We start from the raw sequence: 13,345 nt of genomic DNA, 5'->3' as shown, positions 1-13,345 counted from the left end.
CAAACCCTCTATACTTCGCGCCGAAGCTGACCAGACAGTCGCCGCTTCGTCGTCGTCCTCTTCGGGGGAGACGGGCGGAGGGGAGGAAAGTCCGGGCTCCATAGGGCAAGGTGCCAGGTAACGCCTGGGGGGTGTAACAGCCCACGACCAGTGCAACAGAGAGCAAACCGCCGATGGCCCGCGTAAGCGGGATCAGGTAAGGGTGAAAGGGTGCGGTAAGAGCGCACCGCGCGGCTGGTAACAGTCCGTGGCACGGTAAACTCCACCCGGAGCAAGGCCAAATAGGGGTTCATAAGGTACGGCCCGTACTGAACCCGGGTAGGCTGCTTGAGCCAGTGAGCGATTGCTGGCCTAGATGAATGACTGTCCAACGACAGAACCCGGCTTATCGGTCAGTTTCACTCTTTAAAGAAAACCCCGCCTCGGCGGGGTTTTTGCTTTTCAGCATCTGGCAAAGCACGTCCCACGCTGTAGCGTAATATTCTGATTGTTTACCATATCCATACAAACAATGGAGTTATTCACTAAATCGAGGCGCTGGTGTGATAGCCATCATTTTTTGCCTTTCTTTAAATTCACATCTTATTAACACAGCGCATTGCGCTATCTCACAAAATCCTCGAGGCGTTCAACGTTGTATAAATCAACACCCTATTAAAATTCATTAAAAAACAATTAGTTATAATTGATCGCTAAAGAATGAAAACCACCGAAATCTCTATTTTTTTAGTAAAAGAGAAATACATTGGTTAATTTTGCGCTAACGATAGGAATATTTTCTATTTTCGGCGCTTTACTGCGCAAATAGTTGCAAGTTTTTTCTCCTTAACCCGCGATATCATTTTATCAATCTAAAAAAGGCAGTGAATAAGCCTGTGGTATTTGTACTTTGTGGAACATCAAACTGCATTAAAACAATAAACCCCTACATACTAAGAGTGAGAATTTGTTATGGAAACAATCTCAGTTGCACCCGCACAGACGTCGTCTGCGGCCGCGCGAGCGGGCATGTCAGAAAGTGAATGGCAGGAAGCAATAAAATTCGACAGTACCGACGTCGGCTGGGTGATCATGAGTATCGGGATGGCTATCGGGGCGGGGATCGTGTTCTTACCCGTTCAGGTTGGCCTGATGGGGCTGTGGGTCTTCCTGCTCTCCTCCATCGTCGGCTACCCGGCGATGTACCTGTTCCAGCGTCTGTTTATTAATACGCTTGCTGAATCACCAGAGTGTAAAGACTATCCGAGCGTTATCAGCGGCTACCTCGGCAAAAACTGGGGGATCTTACTCGGCGCGCTCTACTTCATCATGTTAGTTATCTGGATGTTCGTCTACTCCACGGCTATTACCAACGACAGCGCCTCTTATCTGCATACTTTCGGCGTCACCGATGGGCTGCTCTCGGAGAATCCATTCTATGGTCTGGTGCTGATTTGCGTGCTGGTCGCCATTTCATCGCGCGGTGAAAAGCTGCTGTTTAAAGTCTCCAGCTTTATGGTGCTGACGAAGCTGCTGGTGGTCGCGGCGCTGGGTGTTTCGATGGTGGGGATGTGGCATCTGTACAACGCTGGCACGCTGCCGCCGATGGGGTTACTGGTTAAAAACGCCATTATTACGCTGCCATTTACCCTGACCTCTATCCTGTTTATTCAGACCTTAAGCCCGATGGTCATCTCTTACCGCTCTAAGGAGAAATCCCGCGAAGTGGCGCGCCACAAAGCGCTGCGAGCGATGAATATTGCCTTCGGTATTCTGTTCGTGGTGGTCTTCTTCTACGCCGTTTCCTTTACGCTGGCGATGGGCCACGATGAAGCGGTGAAAGCCTATGAGCAGAACATCTCGGCGCTGGCGATTGCCGCCCAGTTTATTAACGGCAGCGCAGGTGCATGGGTCACCGTGGTGAGCGTGATCCTCAATATCTTTGCCGTGATGACCGCCTTCTTTGGGGTTTACCTGGGCTTCCGCGAAGCGACACAGGGGATTGTTATCAACCTGCTGCGCCGCAAAATGCCGGAAGAAAAAATCAATCAGAAGCTGGTGCAGCGCGGGATCATGATCTTCGCCATCCTGCTGGCCTGGAGCGCCATTGTGCTCAATGCGCCGGTGCTGAGCTTCACCTCTATCTGTAGCCCTATTTTCGGCATGGTGGGCTGCCTGATTCCGGCCTGGCTGGTCTACAAGGTTCCGGCGCTACATAAATACAAAGGCGTCTCGCTGGTGATTATCATCATTACCGGCCTGCTGCTCTGCGTCTCTCCATTCCTGGCATTCTCCTGATTTACGCGTGGTAATGAATATGGTTGAAGTAACAATGAATCCGCTGTGGGACGATATGATTCTGGCGGTAAAACAGAATGTGAAGCCTGCAATGGGCTGCACCGAGCCGGTATCGCTGGCGCTGGCAAGCGCGATTGCGGCTTCTCACCTGGCGGGACGTATCAGCCATATCGAGGCTAAGGTATCGCCAAACCTGATGAAAAACGGCATGGGCGTTACCGTACCGAGTACCGGGATGGTTGGCTTGCCGATTGCCGCCGCGCTCGGTGCGCTGGGCGGCGATGCGCAGGCCGGGTTAGAGGTCCTGAAGGGCGCGTCGGTGGAGGATATTACGGCGGCCAAGCTTCTGCTGGCCAGCGGTAAGGTGTCGGTGACCATGGAAGAGCCGTGCGATGACGTGTTGTACGCCAGCGCAACGGTTTATACCCTCGACGAGTCGGCTACGGTGACCATTGCTGGTGGCCATACGCGCGTCATTCGCGTGGTGAAAAATGGCGTGACGCTGCTGGATGCTAGCAATTGCGAGGGTGCAGAAGAGGAGCAGACGGCCTCGCTTGAGCGCGTCACGCTGGAGCAGGTTGTTGAGTTTGCCGAGCAGGCGCCTTTTGAGAAAATTAGCTTTATTCTTGATGCCGCGTTGCTAAACAGCGCGCTCTCCCACGAAGGGCTACGCGCGCCGTACGGTCTGCATATTGGCGCGACCCTGCAACGCCAGCGTGAGCGCGGGCTGCTGGCAAAAGATCTGCTGAGCGACATTATTATTCGTACCTCGGCGGCCTCGGATGCGCGCATGGGGGGCGCTTGTCTGCCCGCAATGAGCAACTCCGGCTCGGGTAATCAGGGGATTGCCGCCACTATGCCGGTGGTGGTGGTCGCGGAACATCTGGGCTGTTCCCAGGAGAAAATGGCCCGTGGGCTGATTCTTTCGCACCTGACGGCTATCTATATTCATCACCAACTGCCCATGCTCTCGGCGCTCTGCGCGGCCACCACGGCCTCGATGGGGGCGGCGGCCGGTATCTGCTGGCTCATCGACGGCAGCTATCGCAGTATCTCAATGGCTATCAGCAGCATGATTGGCGATGTGAGCGGCATTATCTGCGATGGCGCGTCCAACAGCTGCGCGATGAAAGTGTCGACCAGCGTATCGTCGGCGTGGAAAGCGGTGCTGATGGCATTGGATGAAACGGCGGTGACCGGAAATGAGGGGATTGTGGCGAACGATGTCGAGCAGTCGATTAGCAACCTCTGCTCGCTGGCCTGTCACTCCATGCAGCAGACGGACAAACAGGTGATTCAAATTATGGCGAGCAAGCTTGGCTAAAAAATAGGGAATGTCGGCTGGATAAGGCGTTTACGCCGCCATCCGGCAATCTGTACAGGTGTTGCCGGATGGCGCTTTGCTTATCCGGCCTACAATAAAAAAGCCCCGGTGTCTGGCCGGGGCATCTTCTCAGGCGGCTTGTTCTTCCGCCTGATGACGCTCTGCTTCACAAACGATCGCTTCGAGCTCGTTCAGCATCTCTTCAAAACCAAACGTTTTAGGCGCGGTGACCGGCTGTGGGGCGTTAACGACGACGGCCTTGTGCTGCTTCTTGTTGTTTCGCTTACTCATAATGTCTTCGGTGTCCCTGAAAATCGTTACACCGGTAAATCTATCAGCAAAGCGCGCAGCGGGGTATCAGCCACGAGTGTGATATTGTTCTCATCGCGGATAAATGCCCCATCGCCGCAGGTCAGAGACTGCTTTTCGGCCTCGTGCGCCAGCGCATGAACCGTACCATGAATAGACTGCAGATAGGCGCGCGGCCCGTGCAGCTGCAGGCTGACCTGCTCACCTTTCGCCAGTTCAATATGGTGCAACCATACCTGCTGACGCAGCTGTAAACTATGCTGGCTGCCGTCCGGCGAAGCTAACAGTTGGTGGTTCGTCTCTTTCAGTTTGATCTTCTGCACGCGCGAATTTTCGCGTTCAGGGCAGGCGTCGAGCCAGATTTGCATCCGGGTTAACGGCTTGTCTTTACTCAGATTATGCTCGCTGTAGCTCACGCCTTGCTGAGTGGCAATCAGCAGTGCTTCCCCGGCTTTGGCACGAATATGATGGCCTTCGCTGTCGCGGTACTCCGCTTCACCTTCCAGGATAATATTCAGGATATCGACTTTTGGATAAGTGCGTGGCTGGAAGGCGGCACCCGGTGCGAGCACTTCCTGATTCAACACGCGCAGTGAGGCGTAGCCCAGCAGCTTCGGATCAAAGTAGTGTCCAAAAGAGAAGGTATAGCGAGCCTGCAGCCAACCGAAGTCTGCCTGTCCGCACTGTTTCGCTGTTCTTGTGGTAATCATCTTCTTGACCCTCCTTTACACTAAATCAATGGTAAAGGTATGGACGCTGCATTGTTAGCCAGATATTCTGCCCGGTATGTTCAAATTTACTGAATGAGCGCGCTATGGCCAAAGAGAGAGCACTGACGCTAGAAGCACTACGAGTAATGGACGCCATCGATAGACGCGGAAGCTTTGCCGCCGCGGCTGATGAGCTTGGACGCGTGCCTTCGGCATTGAGCTACACCATGCAAAAGCTGGAAGAAGAGCTGGACGTGGTGCTGTTTGACCGTTCGGGTCATCGAACAAAATTCACTAACGTGGGGCGCATGCTGCTGGAACGCGGCCGCGTCCTGCTGGAAGCCGCCGATAAGCTGACCACCGATGCGGAAGCGTTGGCCCGAGGCTGGGAAACCCATCTCACCATCGTGGCAGAGGCGCTGATCCCAACCTCGACGCTGTTCCCGCTGGTGGAAAAGCTGGCGACCAAATCTAACACTCAGCTGTCGATCATTACCGAAGTGCTGGCGGGGGCCTGGGAGCGGTTGGAGCAGGGGCGTGCGGATATTGTGATTGCGCCGGACATGCATTTCCGCTCATCGACTGAAATTAACTCCCGTAAACTGTATTCGGTGATGAACGTCTACGTGGCCGCGCCGGATCACCCGATTCACCAGGAAGCCGAGCCGCTGTCGGAAGTCACGCGCGTGAAGTACCGCGGCGTAGCGATTGCCGACACCGCCCGCGAGCGCCCGGTACTGACGGTACAGTTGCTGGATAAGCAGCCGCGTTTGACGGTGACGTCGATGGAAGAAAAACGCCAGGCGCTGCTGGCTGGACTGGGCGTGGCGACCATGCCGTATCCGATGGTCGAAGAGGATATCGCACAGGGGCGCCTGCGCGTGGTGAGCCCGGAATACACCAGCGAGATTGATATCATTATGGCCTGGCGTCGCGATAGCATGGGCGAAGCGAAGTCATGGTGCTTGCGTGAGATTCAGAAGCTGTTAACCGCGAAGTAGAGTTGTAGGCCGGATAAGGCGTTTACGTCGCCATCCGGCAATCAGCACCGCATTGCCGGATGGCGCTACGCTTATCAGGCCTACAATACTCGCATTTTAGCCTGACCGGGATCAGGAAAGACGCTTCGGATCCGGCCCAAAACGGTTGTCGCCAGGCGTTCCGTTCTGGCAGTTAAAGATGATAATCACCAGCCAGCCAATCACCGGAATGATCAGCAGCAGTAGCCACCATGCCGAACGATCGGTGTCGTGCAGTCGGCGGAACTGGACTGCCCACCATGGAATAAAGACCAGAATGCCGTAAATGGTCGTGAGGATCCCCTCGCCGCCAGCGCGCTGCCAGCCCAGCATCTTATCCACCACGCCTAGCACCGCCGTCAAAATGACGTTCACCAGAATAAACATCCAGTACTCTTTGCGACGGGCACGGCCACCAAATCCAATGTAATTACGTAGAACGTTGAGATACCAATCCATTTTTATGCCTCAGTTGATCATTAATCACTTGTTTTTAAAGCGATCAAGCTAAGGATAGTCGTGAATGAAATAGTGGTAAATATTGATCACGTGAATTAATTGGGCATCGAGGACCGATGCCCGGTGTGCTTAACGGAAACGCTCGTCGCGGCCGTGCGGTTCGTCCAGATCCTGCCATGGCCCAATGGAGATAATCCCGGTCGGGTTGATGGTTTTGTGGCTACGGAAGTAGTGAGTACGAATATGGGCGAAGTCGACAGTCTCTGCAATGCCCGGCATCTGGTAGATATCGCGCAGGAAGCCGTGCAGATTCAGATAGTCGCTGATGCGATGCTTATCGCACTTGAAGTGGGTCACATAGACCGGATCGAAGCGGATAAGCGTCGTCCACAGGCGAATATCGGCTTCGGTCAGCTGATTACCGGTCAGATAGCGATGCTGGCCGAGGATCTTTTCCAGACGATCCAGCGAACTAAAGACGTTGTCGACGGCTTCGTCATAGGCCGCCTGGCTGGTGGCGAAACCGGCTTTGTAGACACCGTTGTTCACCGTGTCGTAGATCCAGCTATTCAGCCCATCAATTTGTTCGCGCAGCGCGGACGGATAGTAATCGCCCGCTTTGGCGCCCAGCGCATCAAAGGCGGTATTGAACATACGGATGATTTCCGCAGATTCATTGCTGACGATGGTCTGGTTCTTTTTATCCCACAATACCGGCACAGTTACGCGCCCAGAGTAGGTGGAATCGGCGTGCTGATAAAGCTGATACAGGAACTGATGCTGGTAAAGCGTATCGCCCGTGGCGGCCGGGAAATCGGCATCGAAGGTCCAGCCGTTTTCCAGCATCAGCGGGTTGACGACGGATACGGAGATGAACGGCTCCAGCCCTTTGAGCTTACGCAGGATAAGCGTGCGGTGCGCCCACGGACAGGCAAGCGAGACGTACAGATGATAGCGATCTTTCTCAGCGGCAAAACCGCCGTTGCCGGTAGGGCCTGGCTCGCCGTCGGCGGTCAGCCAGTTGCGAAAGGCGGAAACTGAACGCTGGAAACGTCCACCGGTGGATTTGGTGTCATACCAGACGTCTTGCCAGACGCCATCGATTAATTGTCCCATGATGTGCTCCTCCAGATAGCAAAAGCGAGGAGATATCTCCTCGCTTTTTTTATTCATTCAGTATAGTGCGCTTACCACTTTTTATTCAGCACGCGGTCGATGCTGAATGCGCCTGGACCGGTGATGCCCAGCAGCAGGTAGCCGCCAGCGATGGTCAGGTTTTTCATAAACATCAGCGAGTTCATGCCTTCAGCAAAGTTGCTGTGGAAGATGAAGGCGGTCAGCAGGGTGAAGCCTGCGGTGAACAGCGCGGTGGTGCGGGTCAGGAAACCGAACAGAATCGCCAGACCGCCGCCAAACTCAAGCAGAATGGTCAGTGGCAGCAGGAAACCTGGGACACCCATTGCTTCCATATACTGCTGCGTACCCGCATACCCGGTGATTTTGCCCCAGCCTGCGGTGATAAACAGAATCGGCATCAGAATACGTGCGACCAGGAAACCAATATCTTCTAATTTTTTCATCTTTCTCTCCAGAGAACCCTGCGGGCAGTTAAACCGTTTTATTGAGCGTTTACACGCTGATAGCGCGTAGCTGCTGTCGATGGAGAGAAATATAACTGTGACGTATAACAATTGTTAGCAAGGAAAACTGTTGAAGTTCTTCAAAGAATCTGAGCAATGATGTATGGCAGTGGGGAACGGGAGACGGTTACAGGGACTTACGCGCGATATTCCTGACCATTCGCCAGGTGCTCCAGATACCCACGCCGCGACGGGCCCAGCGCACCAGGAAACGCGGATGACGCAGTGAAACGACCGCCATTGCGCTACTGGCGACCATGAACCACGAACGCAGGCTGACAAGCTTGCTCCAGCCGCGATCGTAGGGTTGGGTGGCATCCAGCCAGTCGCGACGGCTGGCGCTAAGGTCCAGCCGCTGCTGCTGAATTTGCCGCAGTAGATGCGTTTTGCGAGCTTCTCGTTCCTGTCGTGGACTCATGGTTCATTATCCTCCAGCAGGGTACGATCGTTAGCCAACTCGTGACGAGTATGGCGTAGCAGCGTTGAACGACGCGCTTTGCGCAGCGTCCATATTCCGCCAACGATAGCGAGGAGCAACAGCGTCGCGGTGGTGGCTACCATAACGATGAGACGATACTGCGGGTCAACGGCCCACATTATCAGTACCAGCAGGCTCATCAGGCCGAAAGCGGTAAACAGCAGGGTAAGCCCTGCCATTAACAGGAGCTGGAAGAGGTTAGCTTTTTCCTCTTCCAGTTCTACTACGGCTAAGCGCAACCGCGTTTCGACCATCTGAACCACGAGGGTAACAATGCGCTGGCCGATGCCGAGAATGTTCTTTCCCGGCCCCTGCGCCTGGTGAGAATCGCTCATGCTTAACGACGCGTCAGCAGAACGCCCAGCACCAGCCCGACGGCTGCACCAATACCGACGCCGGTCCATGGGTTTTCACGCACGTAGCCATCGGCTTTGGCGGCCGCTTCGCGCGTTTGCTTTGATAAGACTTCACCGGCTTCGCCCAGGCGGTCACGGCTCTCTTTCAGCGCGCTTTCCGCTTTACTACGCAGCTTGCTCATCTCTTCTTTGGATTTGTCGGTGGAAGCATTCAGGACCTCTTCCAGAGTATCGGACAGGGCTTTCAGCTCTGCGCGTAATTGATCTGATGTCGTATCTTTAGCCATCGTATCTCTCCTGTAAGAATTTCCACTCAATATGCGCGGGATTCCAGCGTATTAAGTTCTTTTTTGGCTTCCTGCAGCTTATGCTCGCGTTTGGCCACTTTATCCGCATCGCCTTTCTGTTTTGCTTCCTTCAGATCCTGCTCGCGCTCGCGAACTTCATCCTTTTGTTCAGCAATTTTTTCCTGATGATCGGCGCGAAGCTTGCTGTCAGTACAGTGTGCCTGGACTTCGCTCAGCGCTTTTTTTAAACCGTCAATACGGTTCTGATTGTTATGCTTTTCGGCATAGCCAATCTCGCGCTGAATATCCTGCTCTTTTTCCTGACAGAGTGATGTTGCTGCTGCGCTCGCACTAAGGGACGCGAGAGCAAGGGCAAGAACGATGCGGTATTTCATGTATAAACCTTCCATTGTGCATAGTACACCTGACATGTACTTATTCCGATGTGCGGGAGACGCCGTGACGTTACCCACAACACTAAGCATAGTAACTAAAATACAAAATCACCAAAGTCGGTGAAATTATTCGGATTCCTGGAAGTGGCTAGCCAAATCGATGCGAGGTATCACGAAGAAGAGACAGCCAGCTTGCCGGGTTGTTATCCTCATCCTGCAGCGCTATCACATAAACATGCGGCAGGGTGTTATCCAGTACGCGCTTTGCAGCGGCGCTCTGTTCGCTGGATTCAAAGGTCACCAGCAGCGCATCATCCTTCGGGGTGATGCTCTTAAAACGAATGCCGTTAGCATCCAGATGGTGGGAGATAGCAAAGCCATCCGGCATGCTCGCCGGGTTGATCGGGCGAATGGCAAGCGTAGACTCTTCACGCTGAAGCGCGGCCCACAGCCAGAGCAGGATGCAAAGCATCAGCACCATGCTCAGGCTAAGTGTAAATCGACGTAGCAGAATACGGTTTGGCACCATTGTTACCCTCGATTACCGTATTTTTTCTTCCACACGACGGCCAGCGAGCCTATCAGGCCAACAACCAACAGTACCACTGGCAGCAGCATCAGGCAGGACATCAGCGCGTCTTCGTATTTCTGGAATACCGGCGTTTTACCCAGCAGATAGCCAAGGGTGGTCAGAATCAGCACCCACAGCAGGCCGCTCATCCAGTTGAAGAACTGGAAACGCGCGTTGTTCAGACCGGAAATCCCGGCAATGGTGGGCAGCAGGGTACGCACAAAGGCGATAAAGCGGCCAATCAGCAGCGCGGAAAGCCCGTGTTTATGGAACAGATGGTGCGCGCGCTGGTGGTAATGGGCGGGAAGGTGCGAGAGCCAGTTCTGGACGATACGCGTATTGCCCAGCCACTTGCCCTGAATATAGCTAAGCCAGCAGCCAAGGCTCGCGGCAACGGTGAGCAGAAGGACCGTTTGCGGGAATCCCATCGCGCCTTTGGCAATGAGTACGCCGACCAGCACCAGCAGGCTATCGCCCGGTAAAAACGCGGCCGGCAGCAAACCGTTCTCAAGGAACAGAATCATAAATAAGACAAAATAGAGCATGCCAATCATGGACGGATTAGCGAGGGTTTCGAAATCCTGGCTCCACAAGGCATTTAAGAGTTGGGTTAATAGTTCCATTCACGATTCCTGGTACATCGATTAACGTAATGCCTGAACGCGCTGCGACGGTTTTCTCTTGTTTCTATTTTAATAGCATCGCGATAAATACGCGCTGAACAGTCCCTGTTTTGGCAAAATTATCTATAGCTGAACAACAAAAAGGCAAATTGCACGCAATTGTAACAAATGACGTGGTTTTACGTCATAGAAATTGCAATTTGTTGCAGTTCGATTTTGCGTTTTCGTGCGGGGAGTGGCTAGGGGATTTACAAAGGCTTACCCACGCGAAATGTCAGGTAAGCCCTGGAAAGAAAACGGCGTGATTATTTACCGCCGATAGCGACCGTATCGAGGTGAACGACCGGGTTTTCCGCAAACAGGTAGCGGTCGGCGTTGAATTCGAAATCATCGCTGGTTTCGTTGAACAGCATCAGCTTGGTGTTTTCCAGATGCTGCCACATGGCAATTTTCGCAGCGTGCGGATCTTTGCGAATCAGCGCTTTCAGAATCTGGTCGTGATCGTCACACCAGTTGTCGACGGTGCGGGCGTCAATATGGTCGTGGAGTTTTTTCCAGTACGGGTTGTGCACGCGCTGGGTCCACATTTTTTCGACAATGGCGGCAAGGGCGGTGTTCTGCGTTGCCAGAGCAACCTGCACGTGGAACTGGAGATCCCACTCTGAATCACGGAAGCATTTTTCCTGGCGCGCCTTTTCCTGGATCTCCATCAGCTTCATGATGTCCTGCTTGGTGACCTGGGTGGCGGCAAACTCCGCGATGTTACTCTCAATCAGCTGACGTGCCTGCAGCAGCTCAAACGGGCCGTAGTTGGCAAACTCTTGCGACTCGTCTGGGGTCTGGTGGTATTTTGCCTGGTTAGAAATGACGTGAATGCCGGAGCCTTTGCGGACTTCAACATACCCTTCCACTTCCAGCATGATGATGGCTTCGCGAACCACGGTACGGCTGACGCTCTTTTCATCGGCAATAAAGCGCTCCGCAGGCAGTTTATCGCCCACAAGGTAGACGCCTTGCTCAATGCGTTCTTTTAGCTCAGCGGCCAGTTGCTGATACAAGCGACGTGCGTCGGCGATTTCCATATGCTCTCCAGGCAGGGTACGGCAGATTAAATTTGTTATACCACTTTTACGAGCAGCTAACCACATTATGACATGAAAAAAGCCGCCTGAAACAAGGCGGCTTTTGCGAAAACAGACATTGGTTACAGTTTAGTTTTGTGTCGCCTGTTGAGTCGGGCGATTGGCGTCAGACTCACCGTCGTCAGCCTGCTTGTTCTGCAGGACGGTCCAGATAACCAGCGCACCTAACAGGTCGAAGATAGCCAGGACTGCAAACAGTGGGCTGAAGCCGATGGTATCTGCCAGCGCACCGACGACCAGAGCAAACAGGGTGCTCGCCATCCACGCCGCCATCCCGGTCAGACCGTTCGCGGTTGCGACTTCGTTACGACCGAAGACGTCAGAAGAGAGCGTAATCAGCGCGCCGGACAGGGACTGGTGAGCGAAGCCACCGAGGCACAGCAGAGCGATTGCAATGTATGGGCTGGTGAACAGACCGATCATCCCTGGGCCAATCATCAACAGTGCGCCCATGGTGACCACCATTTTACGGGAAACAATCAGGTTCACGCCGAACCAGCGCTGGAACAGCGGCGGCAGGTAACCACCCAGTACGCAGCCTACGTCAGCGAACAGCATTGGCATCCACGCAAACATCGCGATTTCTTTCAGGTCGAAGCCGTAGACTTTGAACATGAACAGTGGGATCCAGGCGTTGAAGGTACCCCAGGCTGGTTCAGCCAGGAAGCGCGGCAGGGCGATACCCCAGAAGCGACGGGTCTGAATGATCTGCCATGGAGACATTTTCTTCGCATTGTTGGTCTGGTGCTGTGCTTCCTGACCACCAATGATGTAATCACGTTCTTCGTCAGTTAATTTTTTCTGATCGCGTGGGTGTTTGTAGAAGATAAGCCAGGACATTGCCCAGATGAAGCTCAGCGCACCGGAGATAATGAACGCCATCTGCCAGCTGTGCATCACGATAGCCCAGACAACCAGCGGTGGCGCAATCATGCCGCCGATAGAAGAACCGACGTTAAAGTAACCTACTGCGATAGAACGCTCTTTAGCCGGGAACCACTCGGAGCTCGCTTTCAGACCCGCAGGGATCATGGCGGCTTCAGCAGCACCTACCGCACCACGTGCGATGGCAAGACCGCCCCAGCTGCCTGCCAGCGCAGTCGCGCCGCAGAAAACAGCCCAGGCAACGGCGAAGAAGGCGTAACCGATTTTGGTACCCAGAATGTCCAGAACGTAGCCGGCAACCGGCTGCATCACGGTGTAAGCTGCAGAATAAGCAGCGATGATGTAAGAGTATTGCTGTGTGGAAATGTGCAGCTCAGCCATCAGAGTTGGCGCGGCTGCCGCCACGGTATTACGTGTCAGGTAGCCCAGCACGGTGCCCATTGTCACCAGTGCGATCATGTACCAACGTAACCCTTTAATTTTACGCATGTAAACCTCATCGTGTTGTTATAACTGCGAGTCCTGCAGCCATCCTCCCGTGTTGCCGGAAGATGTCATTCTCGAAGGGGCTTACCGGTGTAATGCTTCCCGGTACGGCCCGAACTTGCCAGTAAGTACGCGTGCTGAATTCGGTATCCGTACCGCTCAATCAGGTGTCTGTATCGACCACGGCTACTACATTCCGTCGTTCAATGTGTTTCGACGGGGTGCAAGATAACTTGTCATACAACTTTAAAAGGTGAATACCGTCACAAAAGAGGTATTTTCCGTACGGTTTAAGGGGTAGATATGCCAGGCCAGGCGCGGCGCGGCTTGCAGGGGCGTTTTGTCATTTTTTCTGTCATTTTTTGTCAAGGTTTATTGATCTAA

Annotated in this window: 16 protein-coding genes and 1 other RNA gene; 4 read left to right on the top strand and 13 right to left on the bottom strand. The window is 53.8% G+C overall.

Going from position 1 to position 13,345, the window contains the following annotated elements; all coding sequences use genetic code 11:
* Positions 1-22: 22 nt before the first annotated feature.
* From rnpB to ACH1XZ_RS13355, 3 genes are all read left to right on the top strand, one after another.
* An RNA gene (gene rnpB / locus ACH1XZ_RS13365) (RNase P RNA component class A) lies at positions 23-404 on the top strand.
* A 547-nt stretch (positions 405-951) separates the two neighbouring features.
* Positions 952-2,277, top strand: a complete 1,326-nt coding sequence (locus ACH1XZ_RS13360) for an SLC5/6 family protein (RefSeq protein ID WP_395595956.1) — start codon at positions 952-954, stop codon at positions 2,275-2,277.
* 19 nt (positions 2,278-2,296) lie between these two features.
* A complete protein-coding gene (locus tag ACH1XZ_RS13355; RefSeq protein WP_395595955.1) occupies positions 2,297-3,601 on the top strand; it encodes an L-cysteine desulfidase family protein in 1,305 nt (434 codons plus the stop codon).
* A gap of 129 nt (positions 3,602-3,730) precedes the next feature.
* Here the strand turns inward: ACH1XZ_RS13355 and ACH1XZ_RS13350 are convergent, their stop codons facing one another.
* Positions 3,731-3,892 carry a hypothetical protein gene (locus ACH1XZ_RS13350; RefSeq protein WP_395595954.1) on the bottom strand — a complete coding sequence of 54 codons (162 nt, stop codon included), beginning with the start codon at positions 3,890-3,892 and terminating at the stop codon, positions 3,731-3,733.
* A gap of 26 nt (positions 3,893-3,918) precedes the next feature.
* Complete coding sequence (locus ACH1XZ_RS13345) at positions 3,919-4,620, bottom strand: pirin family protein (protein ID WP_395595953.1); 702 nt, start codon at positions 4,618-4,620, stop codon at positions 3,919-3,921.
* A 104-nt stretch (positions 4,621-4,724) separates the two neighbouring features.
* On the opposite strand from ACH1XZ_RS13345, the gene ACH1XZ_RS13340 reads away from it, so the two are divergent.
* Positions 4,725-5,621 (top strand): LysR family transcriptional regulator, encoded by an 897-nt coding sequence (locus ACH1XZ_RS13340; RefSeq protein ID WP_035896412.1) that lies wholly within the window; start codon positions 4,725-4,727, stop codon positions 5,619-5,621.
* Positions 5,622-5,732: 111 nt separating this feature from the next.
* Here ACH1XZ_RS13340 and ACH1XZ_RS13335 read toward each other — a convergent pair whose 3' ends face one another.
* From ACH1XZ_RS13335 to ACH1XZ_RS13285, 11 genes are all read right to left on the bottom strand, one after another.
* Positions 5,733-6,098, bottom strand: a complete 366-nt coding sequence (locus ACH1XZ_RS13335) for a DUF805 domain-containing protein (protein WP_395595952.1) — start codon at positions 6,096-6,098, stop codon at positions 5,733-5,735.
* A gap of 129 nt (positions 6,099-6,227) precedes the next feature.
* On the bottom strand, positions 6,228-7,214 hold the full coding sequence (locus ACH1XZ_RS13330) for a glutathione S-transferase family protein (protein WP_395595951.1): 987 nt from the start codon (positions 7,212-7,214) through the stop codon (positions 6,228-6,230).
* A 71-nt stretch (positions 7,215-7,285) separates the two neighbouring features.
* Entirely contained in the window at positions 7,286-7,678 is a 393-nt protein-coding gene (locus tag ACH1XZ_RS13325) for a DoxX family protein (protein WP_064542109.1), read from the bottom strand.
* Positions 7,679-7,865: 187 nt separating this feature from the next.
* Positions 7,866-8,156 carry a YqjK-like family protein gene (locus ACH1XZ_RS13320; RefSeq protein WP_395595950.1) on the bottom strand — a complete coding sequence of 97 codons (291 nt, stop codon included), beginning with the start codon at positions 8,154-8,156 and terminating at the stop codon, positions 7,866-7,868.
* Entirely contained in the window at positions 8,153-8,551 is a 399-nt protein-coding gene (locus ACH1XZ_RS13315; RefSeq protein ID WP_395595949.1) for a phage holin family protein, read from the bottom strand. The genes ACH1XZ_RS13320 and ACH1XZ_RS13315 overlap by 4 nt, the downstream gene beginning before the upstream one ends.
* A 2-nt stretch (positions 8,552-8,553) precedes the next feature.
* Entirely contained in the window at positions 8,554-8,859 is a 306-nt protein-coding gene (locus ACH1XZ_RS13310; protein WP_035896418.1) for an ElaB/YgaM/YqjD family protein, read from the bottom strand.
* A gap of 26 nt (positions 8,860-8,885) precedes the next feature.
* Positions 8,886-9,254: a DUF1090 domain-containing protein gene (locus ACH1XZ_RS13305; protein WP_395595948.1), complete on the bottom strand. Its 369-nt coding sequence runs from the start codon at positions 9,252-9,254 to the stop codon at positions 8,886-8,888.
* 148 nt (positions 9,255-9,402) lie between these two features.
* The gene (gene mzrA / locus ACH1XZ_RS13300; protein ID WP_395595947.1) at positions 9,403-9,783 is read right to left on the bottom strand and encodes an EnvZ/OmpR regulon moderator MzrA; all 381 of its coding nucleotides are present in this window, start codon (positions 9,781-9,783) and stop codon (positions 9,403-9,405) included.
* A gap of 2 nt (positions 9,784-9,785) precedes the next feature.
* The gene (gene yqjA, locus ACH1XZ_RS13295; RefSeq protein WP_333496213.1) at positions 9,786-10,448 is read right to left on the bottom strand and encodes a DedA family general envelope maintenance protein YqjA; all 663 of its coding nucleotides are present in this window, start codon (positions 10,446-10,448) and stop codon (positions 9,786-9,788) included.
* A gap of 305 nt (positions 10,449-10,753) precedes the next feature.
* Positions 10,754-11,530 (bottom strand): transcriptional regulator ExuR, encoded by a 777-nt coding sequence (exuR, locus tag ACH1XZ_RS13290; RefSeq protein WP_035896422.1) that lies wholly within the window; start codon positions 11,528-11,530, stop codon positions 10,754-10,756.
* A gap of 129 nt (positions 11,531-11,659) precedes the next feature.
* A complete protein-coding gene (locus ACH1XZ_RS13285) occupies positions 11,660-12,964 on the bottom strand; it encodes an MFS transporter (RefSeq protein WP_395595946.1) in 1,305 nt (434 codons plus the stop codon).
* Positions 12,965-13,345: the final 381 nt, after the last annotated feature.

Source organism: Kluyvera chengduensis (assembly GCF_044197065.1).
GTDB lineage: Bacteria > Pseudomonadota > Gammaproteobacteria > Enterobacterales > Enterobacteriaceae > Kluyvera > Kluyvera ascorbata_C.
Note: the sequence above shows the minus strand (reverse complement) of the source record. Positions and strands in the feature narration are given on the sequence as shown.